This window comes from Shewanella sp. FeAMO, assembly GCF_053653955.1.
In genome coordinates, this window is record NZ_CM132201.1 from 3,177,907 (window position 1) to 3,203,060 (window position 25,154).

Below are 25,154 nucleotides of genomic sequence, written 5' to 3' on the forward strand. Positions count from 1 at the left end.
GTTGGGGGGCTCTATACAAAAAAGCCCCGCCAAAATGGCGGGGCTGAGCCGTAAGGGAGAATCGGCGTTTTATCAGAACTTCTGATTAATGGTTACAAACCAGGTGCGACCCAGTACGTCGTACAGACCTGTGTTGACATCACGATAGTCAGCATAGTTGTACCAGGTTGGTGCTTCCTCATCGAAGGCGTTATTCACACCCAAGGTGATGGAACCATTCCAGTCGTGGGCGTAGCTTACCTGGACGTTGTGCTTGAAGTAGCTTGGTACGTTGATTAGGTATTCGTTGTTGTATTCAACAGCTCCTGAATCCTGGCCACCTATATAGTAGGTAGTCCAAGCTGCACTCCAGTTATCACGACTCCAGTTGATTGACGCACTGCCACGCCATTCAGGCTTGTCCTGCAGACCTGCTTCATCGAAGAAGTCAGACTCGGCATCGGCCTTGGTCTTATATTCCAGTACATGAGTCATTTCCAACTTCAGACGGAAATCACCGAAATCAGTTTCCTGGTTGTAGCTGGTGACAAAGTCAATCCCGGAAGTTTCCAGCGCGCTCAAGTTACGATACTGGCTGTGAATGGTCTCAATCTTGCCATCGCTGCCACGAATGATATAAGGCGAACCACCATTGGCTTCTTCTTCACGGATCAGATCCGCAACATCGACCACTTCAATCTTGCTGTCGTAGCTGATGTCATAGTAAGAGGTTTCAATACTCCAATCGTCAGTCACGTTCCAGACGAAGCCCAGGGTCAAGGACTCACCCTCTTCCGCTTTCAGATCCGGGTTACCGCCATAGAAGGTCTTATATTGGTTACTTGGGCTACAGTAGTTTTCATCGGCCCCGGGGTTGGCACTACACCAGACAGTATCCAGGGTACGTTCAAAACTCAGCGCTTCACCGGAGAACATCTCACCCATATTAGGGGCACGGAAAGACTCACCCCAGCTGGCACGCAGCAACAGAGAGTCAACCGGACGCCAGCTCGCAGAGAACTTAGGCACAACTGAATCGAAGGTTGAAGAGGCAAAGCCGGAAGCTATGTTACCTTCCTGCTCATAGCGCTCATAACGAACTGCAGCGGACAGATCCACATTGTATGGCAGCGAAGATTGCAGTTCCAAATAGCCAGAACTGCGATCCCGGGTTGCATCAACATCGTCGCCACCCGAACCACCGGAGATAATACCGGCAGCAGATTGCGGGTCACTCAGCTGCACAAACTCAATCATCTCATACTCGGCACCGACAACAGCGGCCAAAGTAATACCGTTGCCTTCATACAGCATGCCGGACAACAGACCATCAAATTGGGTGCTGTTAAATTGCGCCTGATACACACCGGTATGGGCCGCTTGACCATAGAGATCAGCCATCTGCGCATCCCAATCTTCATAGCTCATGCCTGTGGTGTTGAAGACATCATAGTTGCCTGTGTTGATCAGGTCCTGAACGATATTGTCGTTGATCAGGTTGTAGTTGAATGAGTCAGTGGTTGAACGTGTATGCTGGGCATTGATTTCCCAATCGATACCGTTACCCACATCCCAATAACCTACCAACCCGGCCAGGAAGTCGATTGAGTTGGTTTCAGTGGTAGTGTCACGCTCACCAATCTGTACCGAACGCATACGGATCTCAGTGATATCTGTGCCCAATGGGTTCATTGGGTTGTCCGCAGCCATGGTTGGGGCGTTGGTTGATACCGGGGTGCCCGCGTAACGGGTATTGGTTTCACTCAGACTGGCAGAAGCGCGGCCACGGAACTGTATGTCGTCAGTCAGCTGGTAATTGAAGTTAGACAGAATACTGTTGCGGTTCACATTACCAAACAGCTTGGTCACCTTACCAAAGTCATAGTAACAGGTTCCGGCATTGGCGCCGTCGGTACCATCAATAACATTCGGTGCCTGGGAGCAAAGCTCGCTATTGGTATAATTGGCCGATTTACCATCGGCGCCAATATAGGTAGCTCTTGGGATCACACTATAGGAGCTGATGCCGTTCCAGCTAGGATCATCAAAGCGCCAAACATCTTTATCGTACACAGAGGTAGTATCGTAATGCTCGAACGTCAGGGTGATATTGCCCTTATCTGTGCTAAAACCGGCCGCTACAGAGAAACGTGAAGAATCGCCGCCTTCCACATCAGGTGATTCACCGGTGTAGTTCAGCTCAACACCTTCAAAGTCTTTCTTGGTAATGATGTTAATTACCCCGGCAACCGCATCCGAGCCGTAAACTGCAGAGGCGCCGTCACGCAGAATTTCGATTCGCTCAACAATCGCCATTGGGATGCTGGAAGTATCGGCAACGGTTCCTGAGCTTGAGCTGGTACCCGGCATACGGCGACCATCGAGCAGGATCAAGGTTGCCTGAGAACCCAGACCACGTAAATCCACATCACTGGTGGCACTGGCCCCGGCACCATAGCCGGACATGCCACGCCAGGAACCAAAGCTGTTGATACTGGAGTTATTCAATACATCGGCAACCGAGGTTTCCCCGGTAACCTTAAGATCGGCTGCTGTGATAACAGTAACAGGTGAAGCGGTTTCCATATCCACTTGTTTGATACGTGAACCAGTTACTTCAATACGCTCGACTTTGCCTTCTTTTGCTTCTTCAGCGGTTGCATATCCGCTGAAAGCTATTCCCGTAACTGCCGCAGCAAGTAAACCGCGACGAACTGCCTTTGCAGTTAAACTGATGGAACTCATACTTGTCTCCCTGATGTTTCTTTCTGCAAGAAATATCTGATTATTTTTGTTTTAAACATTGCAAACAAATTGCAACACTCACAAAGATACTCCACAAATAAAACAATATGGTCAACAAACAAAACACAAAAACAACCACTGGGTAACTAATTGATACAAACAAATAGAGCGAAACTGCCAATGAAACTTAAAAACACCTATAAATCAAAATTTTAAAACAAAAACACACAAGCGATACATATTGAAAAATATGTTTTTATTAAGTTTAAAGGTTCCATAAATTTAATATTTAAGAAACAACTATCTCGTGGCAAAAAAAATCACACCGAACCAGAATAAACATTTAGCAAACACCTGAATCAATATGTATCTAACATCATTTTCCCTTTGTTTATTTTAGGCATAAAAAAACCGGCTTATTAAGCCGGTTTTCAAGGTTTGAATACTATTAGAAAGTAAACTCTACCCCTGCATAATATTCACGTCCAATAACGTTATAGTAGGCTCGTGGGTAATGAGGCCAGCTGGACTGGGTGTAATCGATCTCCGGTCCTGAATCAAACAGGTTGTTGATACCGGCAGAAACCTTCAGATTGTCGTAGATGAAGTAACTGGCAGCCAGGTTAACCTCGACATGGCTATCGATTTTCACCGGATAAGTGCTGTCCAGACCTTCGCTGACAAAGTAATCCATCCGCTCACCATTCATGCTGTCGATATACTTGAACAGAATGTTGGTGGAGAAGTCGTTGTAAGACCATCCCAGGTTCAAGTTGGCACGCAGCTGAGGCGCAGATCCCTCACCATCGATAAGGTCCAGCTCCTCTGAATCCGGAGTCAGCTTTTCCTTCCAACGGGTCAGGTAAGTCCCTTCCAGGCGGCTGCTGAATTCACCATAGCTCTCGGTTTCATAGCGATAGCCCAGAGAGAAATCGATACCGGCAGTCTCACGAGAAGACATATTCATCGCCTGAGTGTTCACTTTCAGCAACTTGCCATTGCTGTCACGTTCAATCTTGTCGGCAAAGGCATCGGCGTGATCCAGAATATACTGCGCACTCGGGTCATTCACCAGATTGTCGATTTCAACCATCCAGTAGTCCACCGTCAGGTTGATACCTTCATAGTCCCAGACTAGACCCAGGTTGTAGTTTTTACCCTCTTCGGCTTCCAACTCTGGGTTGGCACCGATGGCAATCGGCAAAGACTCAATCTTGTCACATTCACCATAGGCTTCACAGCGCGGAGTGTCGATAACTGTACTGTAGCCAGTGGTAGGATCGCCAAACAAACGCTGCATATCCGGTGCGCGGAAAGTCTCGGCATACAAAGCACGCAGCATCAGGCTGTCGATTGGACGGTATTCCAGTGACACTTGCGGAGTAAACTGGCCACCAACATCAGACTCATCATCATAGTAGTCATAACGTCCGGCCAGTGTCATGGTCAACTGATCCAGCAATGGCAAGGCCAGCTCGGCATAGGCAGCATACTGCTCACGTTCACCTTCGGCGCTGCTGCCCCCCTTGCCTATGACGCCACCGTTGGAGGTGAAGCTGTCAGACTTATCGTAGAACCACTCCTTGCTGTATTCGATACCCACAGCGTAGGCAGCAGTGCCTCCGGCAAGTTCGAACGCATCACCATTGATACCGGCACTAAAGCTGGACAGAGTAGATTGTCCCTTCTTGTTACCTTCGTAGTTCAGCAGTGCCGCATCTTCAGGAGAGATCACATCCAGCAGAGACTTGCCGCTGTCGCCAGAGGTCAGGTAGTCGAAGGTGCTCTGGTAAGTTGGAGAACCGTTGCTGCGGGATTCCACTGTCTGACGCGCAATAGACCAGGAAGTATCATACTCGATACTGTCGGTCAGGAACCCCTTGGAACCTATGATGAAAGAGAAGTTATTGGTTTCAAAGTCAGAGGTACGTGGCCCCAGCTCACTCATACGGCGGGTGTAGTAGTAGTCGCCGTCTGCAGCATTGGCAAAGTCACCACCGAATGCAACATCTTTGTTGTCGAAAGTCTGGGAAAAACCTTTGTCTTCATTAAAAATAGTGACCGCATTACCCGCCACTTTGAACTTGAAATCAGTGCCCACTGTCGCAGACTCAATCTCGGTAAAGGTCGAGGAATGAGTGTAATCGATACGGGAATACAACTGATGATCCGCATTCAGCTCCTTGGTGAGGTTGATCATGGTCGAGTAGCGCTTCTGCTCCGGCATGAAATCACGCTGCTTGGAGCGGTCAAAACCACAGCGACCATTTTCCATCACCACATAACCACGGGCCTCACATTCTGCCGGTGACAAGGTCTTGGTCAGCGAAGTTTTGTTGTTGCCGAGGTCCTGTACCAGGTTGGCACCGTAGGAGCTGTAACCTGAGTAATACGCTCCATCGACAATATCTGTGCCCCATTCTGAGCGATCTGTCCCTTTCAGTGCCGTTCTGTCTTCATATTCGGCAAAGAAAGTCAGGTTAGCCGTATCACTGCTGACACCTGTCATGAAAGAGAACTGATTGTTGCGCAGACCACCTTCATCCGTGTCGGAGAAACGGTACTTGAAAGTTGTCTGTTCGACATCTTTCTTGAGAATGATGTTGATAACACCGCCCATGGCGTCAGAGCCGTAAATAGCCGAGGCACCTGTAGTCAGGATCTCGATACGCTCGATCGCACCCAAAGGAATATTGGCAGTATCCACGAAGCTGTCGGTACCACCGGCACCAAAGGGATACTTGGGCACCCGCTTACCATTGATCAGGGTCAGTACCCGACCGGCGCCCACACCACGAAGGTTGACAGAGGAAGCGGCAGGGGTAAAACCGTGCACCTCTTGTTGAGACATGGAGCCACCTGAGTTCTGCGACAGGTTACCCAGTACATCCTGAACCGAGTTAAAGCCACCTTTCTCAATATCGGCAGCACTCATCACAACAACAGGAGAAGCATTCTCCATATCTGTACGTTTGATACGGGAGCCAGTGACTTCAATACGTTCTACTTGTTCTGTAGCCTGAGCATCATCGGCGGCATAAACCATTGTAGGGATTGATGTGGAAACAAAAGCAAACAGACTAAAGCGGATGGCCTTAGCGACTGCAGTCTGCGTTGACATATTCTCATTCCTTTTTCAAGCACGGTGGCAGGGAGGGAACACCGTGTTCTTATTCTATGTAATACTCAGCCCCCCAAACGAGAAACATACCAATAACAGCAACATTATCAATCACTTAAATGATAACGAATTGTTGACACCTGGTTTAATTTGTAAAACTCAAGCACCTTATAAATCAAAAACTAATGATATTTTTACAGAACAAATGCCGGCTACGGCCAAGGTGTATCATTAAGTATCAAAACATTTTATTTACAACGCTTACTTTTCAACCCACTGTTAATGCAACGCTTTTGATGAAAAATGTGATGTATGTAGAATTTCACTGCACACAAAAATCAAACAAAAAAGGAGCCATTCGGCTCCTTTTGTCTATTTGCTGTTAATTAACGAGTGCGAGGGCACAGCTCATCAGCAGCAAAGAAGTATGCGATTTCGCGCTCGGCTGATGCCAGAGCATCAGAGCCGTGAACAGCGTTCTCATCGATGCTGTCAGCAAAGTCAGCACGCAGAGTTCCACGGGCAGCTTCAGCAGGATTGGTCGCACCCATGATTTCACGGTTGGCCAGAACGGCGTTTTCACCTTCCAGAACCTGAACCATGATAGGACCAGAAGTCATGAAAGAAACCAGAGCACCAAAGAAAGGACGCTCGCTGTGCTCAGCGTAGAAACCTTCGGCTTGTTCTTTGGTCAGGTGAACCATTTTGGCGGCAACAATTTTCAGGCCGGCAGTTTCAAAACGGTTGTAGATAGCACCAATGTGGTTCTTGGCTACCGCATCAGGCTTAATGATAGAAAAAGTACGTTCGATCGCCATGACTAGCTTCCTTAATCAGCGAGTTTTTAAAATTTCGCGCGGATTATACGAAATAAATGCGCCAGATCCTAATCCTATCTCGCAAAGCGCCCGGCAAAATCTACCGGGAGGAGGTACTCAAAGACTCAATGCCGACGCTTGAGCCAAAGGTAACCGCCGCAAAGGCAAACCAAAAGCAATAACAAAGGCATAAACTGAGGAAAATGATGAAACAAGCCAACACCACCATGCCCCGAATGTGCCAGCACGGCCGGAGCAAATAATCCAAAACTACAGGCGAAGAAACGTGACATGACAAACCTCCGAAACCGGCACAACAATTTATTAACTAAGCTAATATAGTTGACTCATGATGGTGATAATTTGACCGGGATCAGTTTTCTGCCAGAGGGGGGTTACTTTTCCTCGATCCAGCATTGCTGCACGGCTTCGAGAATTTTCTCGCTGCAGCGTTTAGGGTCATCATCGAAGGCTTCCAACGCCAATATCCACTCGTAAAGCTCAGGGAAATGCAGTTGCTCTGGATCCACATCAGGATGTGCCTCCAGCAACTCCAAAGCCAAGTCTAATGAATCTATCCACTTGAGTCCCATGGTTACTCCTGCTTCAGATAAGTACTGACTTTGAGTATAGCGCCGCAGTTGAAGCCTTAATAGCCTTGGTTGAGACCAAGATCAGGCTTCGCTTGGTGTCTTGCCCTTACGCCTCTGCTTGGCAATAAACTCTATGATGGCGCCGGCAACATCTTTGCCGGTAGCGGCTTCAATCCCTTCGAGTCCGGGGGATGAATTGACCTCCATCACCACGGGTCCATGGTTGGAGCGTAAAATATCCACGCCGGCAACATTCAACCCCATGGTTTTGGCGGCGCGCACCGCGATTGAACGCTCTTCCGGAGACAACTTCACCAAGGTTGCCGTGCCGCCCCGATGCAGATTGGAGCGAAACTCTCCCGGCAGAGCCTGGCGTTTCATGGCGGCAATGACCTTGTCGCCGAGCACAAAACAGCGGATATCGGCCCCTTGGGCCTCCTTGATATATTCCTGTACCATGATGTTAGCCTTGAGGCCCATAAAGGCCTCAATCACACTCTCGGCCGCCTTACGGGTTTCAGCCAGCACCACACCTATCCCCTGAGTGCCCTCCAAGAGTTTAATCACCAAGGGAGCGCCACCGACCATGTCGATAAGATCCGGAATATCGCTGGGCTTATTGGCAAAACCTGTCACTGGCAATCCTATGCCTTTGCGGGACAGTAACTGCATGGAGCGCAGCTTATCCCTTGAGCGGGAGATCCCCATGGAGCTATTGAGTGTATAGGTATCCATCATCTCAAACTGACGCACCACAGCCGTGCCGTAGAAAGTAATGCCGGCACCTATTCTCGGGATCACCGCATCGAAGGACGGCAACTCGACGCCCCCGATATGAATACTGGACTGCTGCATACTGATATTCATATAGCATTCCAGCGGATTGATCACCTGCACCTGATAACCCCGTTCCTGGGCGGCCTCCACCAAACGGCGTGTGGAATATAAGGTTTTGTTCTGTGACAAAATTGCAATCTGCATCCAGGTCAGTGTCCCTAAGAGTGAAAAAGACAGCGCATCATACGCCTGCCGTGTTGGAAATCAATCTCTGCACGCCAAGCATAGCAATAAAAAACCGGCCACTTGGGGCCGGTTTTCAAAAGATGTCAGCACTTAGGGAAGATGCTTTGAACGCCAATTGCTGTGCAGGCCACTCTCTACAAAAGATAAGGCCACGAGGACTTGTTCGGACCTTCCTTAGCCTTCACTGACCATGTTGACTGTGTATTTGGGGATTTCAACAACCATATCACCTTCAACCACCTTGGCCTGACAGGACAGACGACTTTCAGGCTCCAGGCCCCAAGCCTTGTCCAGCATGTCGTCTTCCAGATCATCGCTTGGCTCAAGCTCATCGAAGCCTTCACGCACTATCACATGGCAGGTGGTACAGGCGCAGGATTTCTCGCAGGCATGCTCTATGTTGATGCCGTTTTTCAGCGCGACATCCAAAATGGATTCACCCACCTCTGCCTCCACCACGGCGCCTTCAGGACACAGTTCTTCATGGGGCAAAAATACTATCTGTGGCATAGTCTCACCTATATGTTATCGACCGACTGACCCTTCAGTGCGGCCCGAATCGAATTGTCCATGCGTCTGGCGGCAAACTCCTGGGTCTGCGCATCCACCGCTTCTATCGCCGCCTTGATGGCATCAACATCGCCATTGGCAGCGGTTTCACTCAAGTCAGCCATGGCGCGGTCAACCAGAGCGCGCTCCTCCTGGCTGAGCAGCTCGCCATCTTTCGCCAGCGCCGAGTGCAGCGATTCCAGTACCCTGGCCGCTTCCACTCGCTGCTCGGTGAGCATTCTCAGCTCAATATCCTCTTTGGCGTTCTGCATCGAATCTTTGAGCATTCCGGCAATTTCAGTATCACTCAGACCGAAGGAAGGTTTAACCTGGATGCTGGATTGCACCCCGGTCGACTTCTCCATGGCGGTGACGCTGAGCAAACCATCGGCATCGACCTGGAAGGTCACCCGAATATGCGCTGCACCAGCGGCCAATGGTGGAATGCCCTTGAGGGTAAAGCGTGCCAGAGAGCGGCAATCGGCCACCAGTTCACGTTCACCTTGCACCACATGAAACGCCATGGCGCTCTGACCGTCTTTGAAGGTGGTGAATTCCTGGGCTCTGGCCACCGGAATGGTGGTATTGCGCGGGATCACCTTCTCCACCAAACCGCCCATGGTTTCAATGCCGAGCGACAACGGGATCACATCCAGCAGCAAGAGATCCGAGTCAGGCTTGTTACCCACCAGGATATCGGCCTGTACCGCAGCGCCTATGGCGACCACTCGATCAGGGTCGATGGACGTCAGCGGCGTCTTGCCAAAGAAGTCACCGACCATTTCCCGCACCAGAGGCACCCGGGTAGAGCCGCCAACCATCACGGTTTCCAGTACCTCATCAGTATCCACTCCGGCATCACGTAGGGCCTTGCGGCAACCCTGAATGGTTTTCTTCACCAGCGTGCTTATCAACTGGTCAAACTCACTGCGACTCACCTCGGCTTCACACTCACTGCCATCTTTCAGTGTCAGCTTAGCAATAGTGCTGTCGCTATCGGTCAACGCTTCTTTTACCCGCCGGGCTTCCATCAGCAACTGCCGCGCTTCCTGGCTTGAAAGCGACTCCAGCGCCATGCGTTCACGCAACAGGCCTTGCAGCAGCTCATCAAAGTCATCACCACCCAGGCGGGAATCGCCACCGGTTGCAAGTACCTCAAACACGCCGCGGTTGAGGCGCAAAATAGAGATATCAAAGGTACCGCCGCCCAAGTCATAGACGGCAATGACGCCTTCCTGTCCCGAGTCCAGGCCATAGGCGATGGCGGCCGCAGTTGGCTCGTTGAGCAGGCGTAACACCTTGATACCGAGCAAAGCTGCCGCATCTTTGGTTCCCTGACGCTGGGCATCATCAAAATAAGCAGGCACTGTGATAACCACGCCTTCCAAAGGCCCGCCCAGGGTAGACTCGGCGCGGGCAATCAGGGGGCGCAATACCTCTGCAGACACCTGAACCGGATTCATCTTACCGGCGCGGGTCACAAACAGAGGCAGACCGTTTTCACTGGCTTCAAACTGATAAGGGAAAGCTTGCTCACCGATTTGCACATCGGCCAAAGAGCGGCCCATGAAACGCTTCACCGACACTATGGTGTTTTCAGGATCCTTGGCCGAATCGGCCAGGGCATCGTGACCCACACGAACACCCTGCTCGCCATAGTGCACCACAGATGGTAATGAATGCCGGCCTTGCTCGTCGGCCAGCGTGCTCGCCTCGCCGCTGCGAACCGCAGCAACCAGGGAGTTGGTAGTACCCAAGTCTATCCCTGCGGCCAATCTGTGTTGGTGAGGAGCGGCCATTTGGCCGGGTTCAGCAATCTGCAAAAGTGCCATAGTCTTCCATCTTGTGTTTAAAAAGTTGGCCCAATCAAAAATTGAGCCAACCGTAGGAATATGCTTGAAGGCCGAAGGCGACGTCAGTCGAACAGCGCATCCTGGGCCCGCTGCAGTTCATCCTGCAATTTTGCCATAAACTTCAACTTGCGGACTTGATCTGCCGCGGCTATTGCGTCGGCCTCTTTGGAACTGTGAAGTTGGTTACGCAGCAGCTCTGTCACCTGCTTACGGTAAGCCGCAAATGAAACATCGAGCTCATCGATATCGCTCTGGGCATCGCCGCTCTGGCCTATCTCTTCCAGCGCTTCACGCCATTCCATCTGCTGCATCAAAAAGGCGGTGTCTTTAACCGTGGTGGTCTCGTGACTGATATCCACACCTTTGAGCGCCAACATATGTTCGGCCCGACGGATAGGATCTTTCAGGATCTGAAAGGCGTCGTTTATCTGGGCAGTGCGGGAAATGGCCAGCAGTTTTTGCTGTTCACTGGCGTTGGCAAACTTGTCGGGATGCACCGCCCGCTGCAGATCGCGATAGCGACTGGCCAGCTCGGCGGTGTCCACATCAAAGGAGGGAGTTAAATCAAACAGCTCGAAATAATTCATATACTCTCAAGGCGGCGGTGAAACTCAAACCGTGAAGCTCTCACCGCAACCACACTCACCTTTGGCGTTAGGGTTATTGAATTTAAAGCCTTCGTTGAGTCCTTCCTTGACAAAGTCCAGCTCGATCCCCTGAAGATAGATGAAGCTCTTGGCATCTATGATGATGTTGACACCATCTATGTTGTAAACCTCATCATCTTCATTGAGTTCGTCGACAAATTCCAGAACGTAAGCCATCCCGCTGCAGCCTGAAGTCTTAAGCCCCAAGCGCAAACCTATGCCTTTTCCTCTGTTGCTCAGAAAGGCACGGACACGCTCGGCGGCGGCAGGCGTCATAGTAATAGCCATCTTAACTCCTGGCGTTATTTAGCTTGCTTGGACTTGTACTCTTCCAGAGCCGCCTTGATGGCGTCTTCGGCCAGAATAGAACAGTGGATCTTCACAGGTGGCAGAGCCAGCTCTTCTGCAATATCCGTGTTCTTGATGGCAGCCGCTTCCTCGATGGACTTGCCTTTAACCCATTCGGTCACCAAAGAGCTTGATGCGATGGCGCTGCCACAGCCGTAAGTCTTGAAGCGAGCATCTTCAATGATGCCCTGGTCGTCAATCTTGAGCTGCAGTTTCATCACGTCACCACAGGCAGGCGCACCCACCATGCCGGTCACTACGGAGGGGTCGTTCTTGTCGAAAGAACCTACGTTACGCGGGTTCTCGTAATGATCTATCACTTTTTCACTGTAAGCCATGATACTGCTCCAAATTCATCTATCCGCGGGGATCAGTGGTGTGCCCACTGCACCTGGTTGAGGTCCACACCATCTTTGAACATTTCCCAAAGTGGTGACATTTCTCTCAGTTTGCCAATAGAGTTTTTAATGGTTTCGATTGCGTAGTCGATCTCTTCCTCGGAAGTGAAACGACCGATGGAGAAACGGATTGAGCTGTGCGCCATCTCGTCGTTCAGCCCCAGGGCACGCAGCACATAGCTGGGCTCCAGACTGGCAGAGGTACAGGCCGAGCCGGAAGATACGGCCAAGTCCTTGAGCGCCATCATCAGCGACTCGCCTTCCACATAGTTAAAGCTGACGTTCAAGCTGCCGCAGGCACGTTGCTCCATATCGCCATTGAGATAGGTTTCTTCGATATCTTTGATACCGTTCCACAGCTTGTCGCGCAGATAGCGAATACGTTCGTTATCTTTTTCCATATCGGCTTTGGCAATGGCTGCCGCTTCGCCCATACCCACAATTTGGTGAGTCGCCAGGGTGCCGCTGCGCATACCACGCTCATGACCACCACCGTGCATCTGGGCTTCCAGACGAATACGAGGCTTACGGCGCACATACAGGGCACCTATGCCTTTAGGGCCATACATCTTGTGACCCGAGATAGACATGAGGTCGACCTTGGTCTTTTGAATATCGATAGGCAGTTTACCGGCACTCTGGGCAGCATCCACATGGAAGATGATGCCTTTGCTACGGCACAGTTCGCCGATGGCATCAATATCGTGGATCACGCCAATCTCGTTGTTAACATGCATGATGCTGACAAGAATAGTGTCGTCGCGCATGGCCGCTTCCAGGCGCTCCATGGGAATAATACCGTTGGCCGCAGGTTCCAGGTAAGTGACCTCGAAACCTTCACGCTCCAACTGACGGCAGGTATCCAGTACGGCCTTATGTTCTGTCTTGCTGGTGATGATGTGCTTACCCTTCTTCTGGTAGAAGTGGGCAACACCTTTGATAGCCAGGTTGTCAGATTCAGTGGCGCCGGAGGTGAACACGATTTCACGGGGATCGGCATTGATCAGCTCCGCGACCTGGTTGCGGGCAATATCCACTGCTTCTTCGGCCTGCCAGCCGTAGCGGTGTGAACGGGATGCGGGGTTACCGAATACACCGTCCATTGTCATGTACTGTACCATTTTGTCTGCAACCCGGGGGTCTACAGGCGTTGTTGCGGCATAATCCAAATAGATAGGAAGCTTCATTACACACTCCGTACTTCGCAGTCTCGGCCGAGGCTACATACAACGTACATTATTCGTTTTTATATCCACCAGAGGATCAGCTCAAGCGCTGACTCTCTGCTCCTGCTGCATCTTATCTTGCTTTACCGAGATGAACTGTACATCCCGTTTCTGCATCAGTGCAGCAAGGCTGATGCCATTTAAAAAGTCAGAAATCTGTTTGCTCAGGTCACCCCAGAGCGAATGCGTCAGACAGCGGGTGCCACTCTGGCAATTCCCCTGTCCCTGACAACGGGTGGCATCGACAGATTCATCCACCGCATGTACCACCATGCCCACCGAGATATCGTTGGCTTCCAGTCCGAGGCGATAACCACCACCGGGACCGCGCACACTGGCGACCAAGCCTTGTTTTCTCAGTTTGGCAAAGAGTTGTTCTAGGTAAGAAAGGGAAATCCCCTGGCGCTCGGAAATATCTGCCAGCGGTACCGGCCCCTGCGCCGAATGTATGGCCACGTCCAGCATGGCTGTCACTGCGTAGCGACCCTTAGATGTAAGTTTCATAAAACGACCACGGCTCCCAAACAGGTATGTGGGAATTTCAACATACCCGAGCAATTTAGTCAAGTATAAATCCTACTTGTTTACTCGGGTATTAGTGGTTCATAAATCAGGTTGAATACCCTGTCTGCTTAGTGGGGTATTTAACCTTTTTCGCCGCGATTATTCAATGGCAAAAGCCCACAAAATAGCCATTAAGTATCAGATTATGGGATCAAACTCATCCATTGCCTGCTGGCGCTTTTCCGCCGCAGCGGTTTCGGCCTCGCTGAACTCGCCCACATCCAGCTCTGGCAGGCGCTCGGTGCAAACACTGCCACCCATTTTCTGAACCGCCTGACAGACTTCCTGTACTTTGGAGTCCATCAGATGCATATGGTCCAGCATCTGGCCTATGGCATTGGCAACAGGGTCGGGGTTGTCGGGTGACACGGCGTAGGCGTCAAAACCATATTTCTTGGCCATGGCGCTGCGACGCTCGCTGGTTTCCTTGGACTGAGCCGACGCCACTGTGACAGCCCGGCCAGGAATGCCCACAACGGTAGTGTCCTTGGGCACGTCTTTGACCACCACAGAGTTGGAACCAACCCGGGCACCATCATGCATGGTAATGGGGCCCAGCACCTTGGCCCCCGCTCCTATGACCACGTTATTGCCAAGGGTCGGATGACGTTTACCGGCTTGCCAGGTGGTGCCTCCCAAGGTCACGCCGTGATAAAGGGTACAATCATCGCCAATCTCGGCGGTTTCCCCTATAACAACCCCCATGCCGTGGTCGATGAAGAAGCGCCGGCCTATGGTTGCGCCCGGGTGTATTTCCACCCCAGTAAGCCAACGGGAAAAGGTGGACAAACAACGCGCCAGAAAACACCAATTGGCCTTCCACAGCTTATGACTGATGCGGTGCAGCCAAATAGCCTGCATACCCGGGTAGTTGAGCAATATTTCCAGCGCACCGCGCGCCGCAGGATCCCTATGGTAAATGGACCCTATGTCCTCTTTCAGTCTGGCTATCACACCCATCTTGATTCCTCGGATTACTCTTCTTTGCTGTCGACCTTTTTCTCTACCGATGTCAGGATCCCGCGCAGTATGTTCATCTCCTGCGTTTCGATTCTGGCTCGGGTGAACAGGCGCCGCAGCTTGATCATCACCTGTCCCGGATGATTCTTGATAATAAAGCCGGTTTTTTGCAGTGTCCGTTCCAGATGTTCAAAGAAACGCTCATGATCTTCACTGCTGGGATACTCAACCAGCTCCTGCTCGGCTTGTTGATGCTTCTCCAGCCAAGCCACCCGGGTTTCATAACAGATAAGCTGCACCGCCTGGGCCAGGTTGAGTGAGCTGTATTCCGGGTTGGCGGGGATACACACATGATAGTGGCATTTCTGCAACTCTTCGTTGCTCAGGCCATGGCTTTCACGGCCAAAGACAATGGCGACCGGGCCCTGACTGCTCTCAAGCGCCAATTTACTGCCCGCTTCACGGGGTTCGAGCACGGGCCAGTCGAGAGTGCGGCTGCGGGCACTGGTGGCAATCACCAAGCTGCAGTCTTTAATCGCCTCTTCCAGGCTATCGACCTTGACCAGATGTTTGAGAATATCGGAGGCACCGGCGGCAAGCGCAATGGACTGGCCATCTGGCTCAACTTTGGGCTCCGCCAGATAAAGGTTGGATAATCCCATTGTTTTCATGGCCCTGGCCACAGAACCTATATTTCCGGGATGCGTGGTACCTACCAGGACGACACGAATATTGGAGAGCATGGAACAACTTCAAAAATAAAAAAATCAGGAGGCGGATGGTACCACAGGCACATTTTTTTGCTTATAGAAAAATCGCCATTTGATATAACTGACAACTAGGGTATAATCTGCGCCGAATTTTTGTCCGTTCTTTAACATCCAGGGGATTGCAATGCATCCGATGCTGACTATTGCCGTGCGCGCTGCTCGCGCTGCGGGCCAAACTATTATGCGTGCCTACACCGAACTCGACCGTATTGAAGTCGATGCCAAAGGTGTCAACGATTTTGTGACCAGTGTAGACAAGGAAGCAGAAGCAGCAATTATCTATCAGATCCGCAAGTCCTATCCTGACCACAGCATAGTGGGTGAGGAAAATGGCGAAAACCGCGGCACCAACCAAGATTATCTGTGGATTGTTGATCCTCTGGACGGCACCAATAACTTTGTTAATGGTGTACCTCACTTCGCCGTTTCCATCGCCATGCAGTACAAAGGCAAGACTGAAGTTGCCGTTGTTTATGATCCTGTTCGCGATGAACTGTTCAGCGCCGTACGTGGTAAAGGGGCCAAGCTGAATGATTTCCGTATCCGTGTAAACAATGTCAGCGATCTGGGCGCTAGTCTGGTTGCCACTGGCTTCCCTTTCAAGGCCCGTCAGCATACTGAAACTTATATGAAGCTGTTTGGCGAGACTTTCTCTCTGTGTGCCGACTTGCGCCGCGCCGGCTCAGCCGCGCTGGATCTGGCCTATGTGGCTGCCGGTCGTGTAGACGCCTTCTTCGAACTGGGCCTCAAGCCGTGGGATATTGCTGCCGGCGATCTGATTGTTCGTGAAGCCGGTGGTACAGTTACCGACTTCAGTGGTGGTCACAACTATCTGCTCTCTGGCAATATCGTTGCCGGTGCGCCTAAAGCCACCAGCCTGCTGGTCAAACGCTTCCGTCCCCTGTTGAGCGACGCTCTGAAGTAAGTTATCAGACAAGTGCTTAAGCAAACATCGCAATAGGCTGCTAAGTGCTGAAGTCTGTTGGTAAAAACCGCCTTATGGCGGTTTTTTTACGCCTGAACGCCAAGAAGATAGAGCGGACTTCAATCCGTTCAAGTAAATCAGATTGAATCAATAAGGCTCTGGCCGAGCCAAGCCGGAATAACCAAGGATGGGGATCGTCCCTCAGTCTCTCATACAGATAACTCTTTGGATATATTTACATGCATTTATATTACACCTTAAAATACCCGAGTATTTTGTTTGGGTATTTAAGGCTAGACTATGAGCAAATCCGGCACTCGCAACACTCAGGGTGGCATCCTCAACATCGATGAACCGGCCAACAAGCAGTTTCCGCTGGCGCTCTTCCGTTTGGGCTTCAGACCTTTTTTTCTCGGCGCCAGCCTGTTCGGCTTGTTGTCACTCTTACTTTGGGGAGCGTTACTCAGTGGTCAAGTACCATTGACGCCCCACGCTAACCCTCTGTGGTGGCATGGTCACGAAATGCTGTTCGGCTTCACAGGCGCTGTTGTCGCGGGCTTTTTGTTAACAGCAGTTCAAAACTGGACAGGGGTTCCAGGTATAAGAGGCTGGCCATTGCTGCTGCTCTGGTGTCTATGGCTGGCTCCCAGACTACTCTTGCTCGATGCCAGCATAGCCCCTTTTACTTTGGTAATGCTGCTGGATCTGGCCTTCTTCCCAGTCACGGCGCTACTGCTCGGGTTGGCTGTAATCCGAGTAAAACAGTGGCGCAACCTGGTGTTTGTGCCTCTGCTGCTATTGCTCTTCGGTGCCAACCTCCTCTCTTATCTCGGCCTTGAACAGCCCGGATTGGCACAAAAAGCACTGCAAGCCGCGGCGCTGCTGGTCATTCTCCTGGTAGCATTACTCGGTGGCAGGGTGATCCCCTTCTTTACCGAGCGCGCCACCAGCTTTAACCGCAAGGCGCCAACCCCTTTACTCGAAGCGCTCAGCTTCGCCTCCTTACCCCTGATGCTTATCAGTTTATTTTTACCCTACCCTTGGCTGACACAAGCATTGGCCTTGCTGGCAGGTGCTGCGCTACTGCTGCGCTGGGCTCGTTGGGGCTGGCGCGCCAGTCTCAAGGTACCACTGCTGTGGTCACTGCATTTGAGTTACCTGTGTATTCCGATCGGGCTGCTGATTATCGGTGTCAGCGGTCAGATGATGTTGGGGTTTCATGCCCTGACCGTTGGCGGTATGGGTGGAATGATCCTGGCTATGATGGCGAGGGTATCTTTGGGGCATTCCGGCAGACCGCTGCAGATTGCCTGGCCCATGATACCCGCCTTTGGCTTGATATTACTGGCTGCAATATTGCGGGTTACGGCAGCTATTGTGCCCCAGGTAAGCCAAATCTTGCTGATGGGCGCGATTATCTGCTGGCTGATGGCATTTGCCACTTTTGTTTTGCTTTACGCACCAATCCTTTGCCGAGCGAGGCTGGATGGCCGCCCCGGTTAAAGGTTCTGTGAAAGCTATCACACAGATTTCGCGGCAGGCAGAAAATTTGCTGATACTATTTAGGAAATGATTTCAGGGAGTTTTCATGGAACTGTATCGCAAATACGGCTCTAAGAGCCTTAAAGCCGTCGAACATCTGGTGTTGATTGTTATTGCCATTGCCACAGTCGTCGCCATTGGCCAGGAGATAGTGCATATCTTCAAAATGGGGGCTGTGGCCCTTGCCGATCTGCTGTTGCTGTTTATCTATCTGGAAGTGTTGGCAATGGTGGCCAATTATGCCGAGTCCGGCAAGTTGCCTGTACGTATGCCACTCTATATCGCGATTGTAGCTTTGGCCCGTTACTTAATTTTGGATATGAAGTCGATGGAGGATTGGCGCATAGTAGCCATTTCAATCTCGACCCTGGTACTGGCGGCAACCGTAATAGTGATCCGCTGGGGGCAGTTGAAGATGCCCTACCCCAAGAATCAAGAGTATGACAACTGAATTCGATGAGCCCGGCAAACGCCGGGTTCTTTTTTATCGGCTCGAGATAACCGGCCGCAGTTACCGACAAATCTATGCTATTTTTAAAACACTTATACCATTGCACATGAGAGTTGACTCACTCAGCAAAAATAAAAGCTGTGGTGGCAAATAGGGCAAGAAAGGTTTATCAGGGTAGTTCGACCTTGGCCTTGGATGCATACACGGCAACGAGTGACTCTAACTTAGATAATGCATGGGAAACTGCCGACTATCCATTGAATTAAAGGGGACCGACATGGATGAAAATCTGGATGACTTTATCGAAAGACGCAGATCACTGCGAGTCGATCTGGAGGCGGAGCGGATCAGGCTTCATTGGTTGGATAAAGCGGGCAATGAGCACATTGACGATGGTGTCTGTATCGATCTGTCCAGACGGGGAATTTTGTTTGAATACAGTCAGCCTTTTGCCTTGGGAGAACTGGTATCCGTGACCTTCCATGCCGGAACCGATGCCCAAAACACTGTAAAAGGACAGGTGTGCCGTTGCAGCGAGAGTCATCCAAAGAGTTTTCACATCGCTATGCAACTTATCTAGACTCCGACGCAGTATCCGGGGTGTTCTATACTTTAATTCAACATAAGTACCGAGGACACGGGGAGAAAATTCATGATACTGCTCGTAGGTGGGGAGAAAGGTGGTAGTGGCAAGAGCTGCCTGGCCCAGAATTTGGCTGTACACATTACCCAGAAATATCAGGCCAATGTACTGATGGTCGACTGTGACCCACAGCGCACCACATCCGACTGGATCCAGGCCCGTAACAATGACCCTTCCCTGCCGGCCATCAACTGTATTCAGCTCTACGGCAAGATCCGCAACGATCTCCTGAGTCTCGATGAACGTTTCGACTATGTGATAGTCGACTGTGGCGGTCAGGACAACCTGGCAATGCGCGCCGCCATGTCGGTTGCCAGCTATGTGGTGATCCCCTTGAGGCCCAAGCGGCGCGATTTGAAGACCTTGCCGCATATGGAAGATATGCTCAGCACCTGTAAGATGGTCAATCCCAAGATGGTGGCGACAATTGTACTGACCCAATGCCCGGCCCTGCCCTCACAGTTCAAACGCATTCTTGAAGCCAAGGATGTGGTCAACTCATTCGGTCTCAGGGTGCTGGATTCAGTGACCTTCAGCCGTAACATTTATGATGACAGCGAAGAAAAAGGCTCCTCGGTCATCGAAATTGAGCCCGATGGAAAAGCCGCCGAGGAAATTCGCAATATCGCCGACGAGCTGTTAGCCATTCCGCCGGAAAACTCTTATGAGCTTAACTGATCTCAAACGCCAAAAGATCAAACCCAAGGCAAAGAAGGTCTCTGTCGAGGATTTTATCGAAGATGCCAACAACTATGCTCATGGGAAACCCAGCCGCTTAACCGGGATAGCGGCCGCCAAATCCCAAACGGGTCTGGATAAAAAATCCACCCGTCTCTATCGCCATGCCACTTTTACCTTGACCGAAGCCAGCATCAGCCAGCTGGACAGCATCGCCCGTAAGACAGGTATTGCCAAATCCAGGCTACTGCGGATCTTCATTCGCGACTTTCATAACCTGAGCGATAAAGCCCAGGCCGAAATGATCGCCCGAGATGAGGCAGGCGAAACTCAGTGACGGCAAATTTTGCTCTCAAGGGTGCGCAGCCCCTGAGGTGATTCGATAAATTTGCCCTTGGCGGCCAGGAAGTTGAGCAAGGCGTCGGCATCCATTCCCTCTGCGCTGCAGGTATGATAACGGGCGTCTTTACCGAAACGCTCCTGCATCAGTGCCTTGAGATTGTTCCTCTGAATGGGAGCGGTTTGTTCCAGCAACAACTGCAGCACCTGATGGCCATGTACCGAAGAATTCATGTATCCTCCACAAAATAATGAGTCGCTGCCGATTTTTAACGGATTTTGCTGCAGCATTCCCTGATTTTGCGCAACTTGTTTGTCATTATGGCGGCGGTTTGCTTGTGCAAGAGGAGTTTTCATGTCCCTTATTCTATTGCTGACACAACAGATGAGCCTGTATTTGGTGATTGTTTATCTGGTCAGCAAGACCCCTTTGTTCAAGCTGTTTACTGAGGCATCGACCCGGCTGCCCCATAAGATCTTTCTCTATCTGGTATTTTCCAGCTTTTGCATCATGGCCACTTACTTTGGTGAGCAGACCCATGGTGCCATCGCCAATACCCGCGCCATGGGCGCCGTACTCGGTGGCCTGCTCGGCGGCCCGACAACAGGTTTGCTGGTCGGCCTGACGGGAGGTTTACACAGGTATAGCTTGGGTGGTTTTACCGATCTGGCCTGCGCGGTTTCCACCACCCTGGAAGGTTTATCCGCCGGGATGATCAGCTATTATCTGCGCCGTCAGGGCAAGGCCGAGTTGGTATTCAATCCCATTCTGGTGTGTCTTATCACCTTTTATGCCGAGATGATGCAGATGAGCATTATCCTGCTACTGGCAGAGCCTTTTGATGAAGCCTGGGATTTGGTGCGCCAAATAGCCCCACCCATGTTGCTGGTCAACTCCATAGGCGCAGCCCTGTTCATGAGCATGGTGCGGGACCAAAAAACCATGTTCGATAAGCTCTCGTCCAGTTTCTCTACCAAGGCGCTGAAAATCGCCGAGCGCAGTGTGGGCCTCTTGAGCTCCGGCTTCAACGAGGAAACCAGCACCCAGGTTGCCAAGATAGTCATAGAGGAAACCAGTGTCGGCGCCGTGGCCATCACAGACAGGGAAAAACTCTTGGCCTTTATCGGCATAGGAGCCGATCACCACTTGCCCGGCACCCTGATATCGTCCCAAATAACCCTGGATGCCATACAGCAGAATAAGGTGATGTTTGCCGACGGAGTAGAGGTTCCCTATGCCTGCTCCATCTCCCCCGGTTGTAAATTAGGCTCCAGTTTGGTGATCCCGCTTCGCAGCGACAACGAGGTCATAGGGACCATTAAACTGTATGAACCCAAGAACAAGCTGTTTCTCAATATCAACCGTACTCTGGGGGAAGGTATCGCCCGCCTGCTGTCGAATCAGATTCTCTACGGCCGTTTCGAGCAGCAGCAAAACCTGCTGACCCAGGCCGAGCTCAAGCTGTTGCAAGCTCAGGTCAACCCGCATTTCCTGTTCAACGCGCTCAATACCATAGGGGCAATCATTCGTCGCGATCCGCCCATGGCCAGAACCTTGCTGCAACAGCTGAGTCAGTTTTTACGGATTAACCTCAAGCGTACTGCCGGCCTGGTGACCCTGGGAGATGAGCTTGAGCATATCGAAGCCTATCTCACCATAGAAAAGGCCCGCTTCATTGATAAGCTCGAGGTAGATATCGCCATTCCCGAATCTCTGCTGGCGATCAGAGTGCCGGCCTTTACCCTGCAACCCATCATAGAAAACGCGGTCAAACACGGCACTTCGCATCTGATAGACACTGGCCGTATTCAGGTAGAAGGCCGCCGCACCGATGACAGGCTCATACTGGAAGTCACGGATAATGCAGGGCTCTATCAACCCGCCGAAGAATCTGACGGCCTGGGGATGAACCTGGTGCACAAAAGAATACAGAATCTCTTCGGCACAGATTACGGTGTCAGTGTCGAATGCCGGCGCGACAGTTACACTAGAGTCAGCATACATTTACCCATAACGGAAACAGCCCTGTGATCACTTGTCTTATTGTCGATGACGAACCTTTTGCCCGAGAAGAGTTGGCAGAGCTGCTGCTTCAGGCCGGCGACATTGAAATTCTCGGCCAATGTGGCAACGCCATAGAGGCCATGCAAGCGATAGCCAAGCTCAAGCCTCAATTGCTGTTCCTGGATATTCAAATGCCAAGGATCAGCGGCATGGAGCTTATCGCCATGCTGGATCCCGACAATATGCCCAGAGTAGTGTTTGTTACCGCCTACGATGAATTTGCCGTCAAGGCCTTCGATAACCATGCCTTCGACTATCTGCTCAAACCCCTGGATGAGAAGCGCCTCAGCCAGACCCTGGATAAGCTTCGCCGGGATCTCAGGCCTCAGTCGCTGTCGGCCATAGCGCCACAACAACTGCAACACCTGCCCTGCTTCAGCGGCAACCGTCTCAAGGTGGTCCCTGTCACCGAGGTGGAGTTTGTCTTCAGCGATCTCGGTGGGGTGCATGTGGCGACCGCCAGGGAGAAGGTTCATACCCAGTTGACACTGAAGCTACTGGAAGAAAAAACCCCGCTGCTCAGATGCCATCGCCAGTATCTGGTGGCGCCCACTGCCATTGCCGAGATAGAACTGCTGGAAACAGGCGCCGAGGTCACCACCCGCAGCGGCGCCAAGATCCCGGTATCGAGACGCTTTCTCAAGCCGCTGAAACAGCTGTTTGGTTACCAGTAAAGCACAAGCTAACAACCGCTCGGCGCCCTAGATAACCGCTCACCCCCGACTTTTGACCGCTGACCCAGTTCCCGCTGGGCCTTGTAACCAAAGTGTTTACAATTGCGTCAACTCAAATCGGGGAGATAACAACTATGATGTGGTTTTTGCTGTGTGTCGGTCTGTTGATCGGCGGCTACTTCATCTACGGTACTTTTGTAGAAAAAATATTCGGGATTAACAATAAAAGACAAACACCCGCCTACGCCCAAACAGATGGTGTCGACTATGTGCCCATGTCCAAGGGCAAAGTCTACCTTATCCAACTGCTGAACATAGCCGGTGTGGGCCCTATTTTCGGCCCTATTCTGGGGGCCCTTTACGGCCCGGCAGCCATGTTGTGGATTGTTATCGGCTGTATCTTTGCCGGTGCCGTGCATGACTACTTCTCCGGCATGCTGTCGGTACGTAACGGCGGTCAGTCAGTGCCTAACCTGGCGGGTAAATACCTTGGCAAAGGTGCCAAGAATTTTATGAACATCTTCGCCATCATACTGCTGTTGTTGGTGGGTGTGGTGTTTATCTCAGCTCCGGCCGGCTTGCTCGGTAAACTCACCGGCGGCAGCGTCGGCCTGTTTGTCGGCATCATCTTTGTTTACTACCTGATTGCCACCATAGTGCCGGTAGACAAAATTATCGGTCGCCTTTATCCCTTCTTCGGCGCCTTGCTGCTGTTCATGTCTGTCGGTTTGACCATAGCCATAGTGCTGTCCAGTGAGCATACTCTGCTGCCGGGCTTTGAAGCCGGTGACTTCCTGCAGAACCTGAATCCGGACAATGCCCCGCTGTGGCCGGCGCTCTTCATCACCATCGCCTGTGGTGCCGTTTCAGGTTTCCATGCAACCCAGTCTCCCTTGATGGCCCGCTGCGTTGAAAATGAATCCAATGGCCGCTTCGTGTTCTACGGTGCCATGATAGGCGAAGGTATCATTGCCCTTATCTGGTGTGCCGTGGCCCTGTCTTTCTTCGACGGCGTCGAAGGGCTTAAAGCCGGTATGGACGGCAACCCTGCCAACGTGGTTTACGGTGCTTCAACCGGTCTTCTCGGTGCTGTCGGTGGTTTTATGGCGGTGCTTGGAGTCATCATTCTGCCTATCACTTCCGGCGATACCGCCTTCCGCTCCGCCAGGCTGATCTTGTCTGAGTACTTCAATATGCCTCAGACAGAGATGCCCAAGCGATTGATGCTGGCAATTCCGCTGTTCGTCATAGGGGCGATACTGACCCAGGTAGACTTCGGTGTAATTTGGCGCTACTTCGGGGTTGCCAACCAGGCAACAGCGGTAATGATGCTGTGGACAGCCTCGGCCTACCTGTTGCGCCACAACAAGCTGCACTGGATCTGTACCATTCCGGCGATGTTTATGACCACGGTAGTGATAAGCTTCCTGCTCAACTCCAGTACCCTGGGTGCCGGTCTGCCAATGACAGTATCCACCATCAGCGGCATAGTGGTGACCCTGCTGGTAACCGCCCTGGTGATAATAAAGACCAAAGGCCGTAACGAGGTCGATGAAGTGATCCCTGAAGAGGGTTAAGCTCAGGAAACCTGCATAACCCAAGAGCCGCCCTTTTGAGGCGGCTCTTGTTATTTAAAACAACTCGCAGCAACCGAAACAATCACAGCGCCAAGGGCTTCAACACCTTGGGCTCCACCATCACACTGGCACTGTCGTTGCTCAGGTAAATAATCCCATCGCTGATATTGCAGCCCAGTTTCATTGAGCGGCTGACCAATTGCGCCATCTCCTTCACCTGCTCTTCGGGTATCTCCCAAACCTTGAGGTTGCCATAACGGTTAAAGGCATGCTGATTCTGTTGCCACCATATAGGCACGCTGCGGCCACCATAGGTAAACAGCTGCACTTCATCGGCGCGGCCGCTGGCCTTGCGCAGCCATTTTTCATCGCTCTGACCAAACTCGACCCACAAACGAATATCACCGTTGAGCTCGCGATCCCAAAGTTCAGGCTCATCATCGACACACAAGCCCTTGCTGAAGGCCAAACTGTCAGTGGCGTTGAGCGCAAAAGCCAGCAAGCGCACCATCATACGCTCGTCGGTTTCCGACGGATGCTGAGCAATGGTCAGCTGATGATCCTGATAATAATGCCTGTCCATGTCAGCAATACTGAGCTGAACTTTAAAAATACTCGCCTTCAAGGCCATGATAACTTCTCTGTGATAAAGAGGCTGATGCTGCC

General features: G+C 51.5%; 25 protein-coding genes. 9 read left to right on the forward strand and 16 right to left on the reverse strand.

Annotation, left to right across the window (positions count from 1 at the left end):
- Positions 1-72 precede the first annotated feature (72 nt).
- From ACWAU4_RS14290 to trmJ, 14 genes are all read right to left on the reverse strand, one after another.
- Complete coding sequence (locus tag ACWAU4_RS14290) at positions 73-2,724, reverse strand: TonB-dependent receptor (protein ID WP_025011498.1); 2,652 nt, start codon at positions 2,722-2,724, stop codon at positions 73-75.
- A 448-nt stretch (positions 2,725-3,172) separates the two neighbouring features.
- The gene (locus ACWAU4_RS14295; protein ID WP_107005349.1) at positions 3,173-5,845 is read right to left on the reverse strand and encodes a TonB-dependent receptor; all 2,673 of its coding nucleotides are present in this window, start codon (positions 5,843-5,845) and stop codon (positions 3,173-3,175) included.
- 386 nt (positions 5,846-6,231) lie between these two features.
- On the reverse strand, positions 6,232-6,663 hold the full coding sequence (gene ndk, locus ACWAU4_RS14300) for a nucleoside-diphosphate kinase (RefSeq protein WP_025011497.1): 432 nt from the start codon (positions 6,661-6,663) through the stop codon (positions 6,232-6,234).
- 395 nt (positions 6,664-7,058) lie between these two features.
- Positions 7,059-7,256, reverse strand: coding sequence for a Fe-S cluster assembly protein IscX (gene iscX, locus ACWAU4_RS14305; RefSeq protein ID WP_025011496.1), 198 nt, complete (start codon positions 7,254-7,256; stop codon positions 7,059-7,061).
- An 81-nt stretch (positions 7,257-7,337) separates the two neighbouring features.
- A complete protein-coding gene (gene rimK, locus ACWAU4_RS14310; RefSeq protein ID WP_454290306.1) occupies positions 7,338-8,237 on the reverse strand; it encodes a 30S ribosomal protein S6--L-glutamate ligase in 900 nt (299 codons plus the stop codon).
- Positions 8,238-8,453: 216 nt separating this feature from the next.
- The gene (fdx, locus tag ACWAU4_RS14315; RefSeq protein ID WP_025011494.1) at positions 8,454-8,789 is read right to left on the reverse strand and encodes an ISC system 2Fe-2S type ferredoxin; all 336 of its coding nucleotides are present in this window, start codon (positions 8,787-8,789) and stop codon (positions 8,454-8,456) included.
- An 8-nt stretch (positions 8,790-8,797) separates the two neighbouring features.
- Positions 8,798-10,660, reverse strand: coding sequence for a Fe-S protein assembly chaperone HscA (gene hscA / locus ACWAU4_RS14320; RefSeq protein ID WP_044734792.1), 1,863 nt, complete (start codon positions 10,658-10,660; stop codon positions 8,798-8,800).
- Between the two features lie 83 nt (positions 10,661-10,743).
- Positions 10,744-11,268, reverse strand: coding sequence for a co-chaperone HscB (gene hscB, locus ACWAU4_RS14325; protein WP_454290307.1), 525 nt, complete (start codon positions 11,266-11,268; stop codon positions 10,744-10,746).
- 24 nt (positions 11,269-11,292) lie between these two features.
- Positions 11,293-11,616, reverse strand: a complete 324-nt coding sequence (iscA, locus tag ACWAU4_RS14330; RefSeq protein ID WP_025011492.1) for an iron-sulfur cluster assembly protein IscA — start codon at positions 11,614-11,616, stop codon at positions 11,293-11,295.
- Positions 11,617-11,630: 14 nt separating this feature from the next.
- Positions 11,631-12,014 (reverse strand): Fe-S cluster assembly scaffold IscU, encoded by a 384-nt coding sequence (gene iscU, locus ACWAU4_RS14335; protein ID WP_025011491.1) that lies wholly within the window; start codon positions 12,012-12,014, stop codon positions 11,631-11,633.
- A 32-nt stretch (positions 12,015-12,046) separates the two neighbouring features.
- The gene (locus ACWAU4_RS14340; RefSeq protein ID WP_025011490.1) at positions 12,047-13,261 is read right to left on the reverse strand and encodes an IscS subfamily cysteine desulfurase; all 1,215 of its coding nucleotides are present in this window, start codon (positions 13,259-13,261) and stop codon (positions 12,047-12,049) included.
- Between the two features lie 81 nt (positions 13,262-13,342).
- Complete coding sequence (gene iscR, locus ACWAU4_RS14345) at positions 13,343-13,804, reverse strand: Fe-S cluster assembly transcriptional regulator IscR (RefSeq protein WP_025011489.1); 462 nt, start codon at positions 13,802-13,804, stop codon at positions 13,343-13,345.
- A gap of 198 nt (positions 13,805-14,002) precedes the next feature.
- Complete coding sequence (gene cysE, locus ACWAU4_RS14350; RefSeq protein WP_025011488.1) at positions 14,003-14,824, reverse strand: serine O-acetyltransferase; 822 nt, start codon at positions 14,822-14,824, stop codon at positions 14,003-14,005.
- A 14-nt stretch (positions 14,825-14,838) separates the two neighbouring features.
- Positions 14,839-15,567 (reverse strand): tRNA (cytosine(32)/uridine(32)-2'-O)-methyltransferase TrmJ, encoded by a 729-nt coding sequence (gene trmJ, locus ACWAU4_RS14355; RefSeq protein ID WP_025889458.1) that lies wholly within the window; start codon positions 15,565-15,567, stop codon positions 14,839-14,841.
- Between the two features lie 151 nt (positions 15,568-15,718).
- Here trmJ and suhB point away from each other — a divergent pair, with 151 nt between their 5' ends.
- From suhB to ACWAU4_RS14385, 6 genes are all read left to right on the forward strand, one after another.
- Positions 15,719-16,519 carry an inositol-1-monophosphatase gene (gene suhB / locus ACWAU4_RS14360; RefSeq protein WP_028781032.1) on the forward strand — a complete coding sequence of 267 codons (801 nt, stop codon included), beginning with the start codon at positions 15,719-15,721 and terminating at the stop codon, positions 16,517-16,519.
- A 336-nt stretch (positions 16,520-16,855) separates the two neighbouring features.
- The gene (locus tag ACWAU4_RS14365; RefSeq protein WP_454290573.1) at positions 16,856-18,022 is read left to right on the forward strand and encodes an NnrS family protein; all 1,167 of its coding nucleotides are present in this window, start codon (positions 16,856-16,858) and stop codon (positions 18,020-18,022) included.
- Between the two features lie 85 nt (positions 18,023-18,107).
- Positions 18,108-18,512, forward strand: a complete 405-nt coding sequence (locus ACWAU4_RS14370; RefSeq protein ID WP_028781034.1) for a phosphate-starvation-inducible protein PsiE — start codon at positions 18,108-18,110, stop codon at positions 18,510-18,512.
- A gap of 277 nt (positions 18,513-18,789) precedes the next feature.
- The gene (locus tag ACWAU4_RS14375) at positions 18,790-19,092 is read left to right on the forward strand and encodes a PilZ domain-containing protein (RefSeq protein ID WP_025011485.1); all 303 of its coding nucleotides are present in this window, start codon (positions 18,790-18,792) and stop codon (positions 19,090-19,092) included.
- 72 nt (positions 19,093-19,164) lie between these two features.
- On the forward strand, positions 19,165-19,833 hold the full coding sequence (locus ACWAU4_RS14380) for an AAA family ATPase (RefSeq protein WP_025011484.1): 669 nt from the start codon (positions 19,165-19,167) through the stop codon (positions 19,831-19,833).
- On the forward strand, positions 19,820-20,170 hold the full coding sequence (locus ACWAU4_RS14385; protein WP_025011483.1) for a hypothetical protein: 351 nt from the start codon (positions 19,820-19,822) through the stop codon (positions 20,168-20,170). Before ACWAU4_RS14380 ends, ACWAU4_RS14385 begins: the two co-directional genes overlap by 14 nt.
- On the opposite strand, the gene ACWAU4_RS14390 is transcribed toward ACWAU4_RS14385, so the two are convergent.
- Positions 20,164-20,406: a YecH family metal-binding protein gene (locus ACWAU4_RS14390; RefSeq protein WP_025011482.1), complete on the reverse strand. Its 243-nt coding sequence runs from the start codon at positions 20,404-20,406 to the stop codon at positions 20,164-20,166. The two genes, ACWAU4_RS14385 and ACWAU4_RS14390, sit on opposite strands and share 7 nt — an antisense overlap.
- Positions 20,407-20,527: 121 nt before the next feature.
- On the opposite strand from ACWAU4_RS14390, the gene ACWAU4_RS14395 reads away from it, so the two are divergent.
- From ACWAU4_RS14395 to ACWAU4_RS14405, 3 genes are all read left to right on the forward strand, one after another.
- Positions 20,528-22,204 (forward strand): sensor histidine kinase, encoded by a 1,677-nt coding sequence (locus ACWAU4_RS14395; RefSeq protein ID WP_101059845.1) that lies wholly within the window; start codon positions 20,528-20,530, stop codon positions 22,202-22,204.
- Positions 22,201-22,911 carry a two-component system response regulator BtsR gene (btsR, locus tag ACWAU4_RS14400; RefSeq protein ID WP_025889454.1) on the forward strand — a complete coding sequence of 237 codons (711 nt, stop codon included), beginning with the start codon at positions 22,201-22,203 and terminating at the stop codon, positions 22,909-22,911. Before ACWAU4_RS14395 ends, btsR begins: the two co-directional genes overlap by 4 nt.
- 134 nt (positions 22,912-23,045) lie before the next feature.
- Entirely contained in the window at positions 23,046-24,488 is a 1,443-nt protein-coding gene (locus ACWAU4_RS14405; protein WP_044734796.1) for a carbon starvation CstA family protein, read from the forward strand.
- Positions 24,489-24,570: 82 nt separating this feature from the next.
- On the opposite strand, the gene ACWAU4_RS14410 is transcribed toward ACWAU4_RS14405, so the two are convergent.
- On the reverse strand, positions 24,571-25,119 hold the full coding sequence (locus ACWAU4_RS14410) for a YaeQ family protein (RefSeq protein WP_208135924.1): 549 nt from the start codon (positions 25,117-25,119) through the stop codon (positions 24,571-24,573).
- Positions 25,120-25,154: the final 35 nt, after the last annotated feature.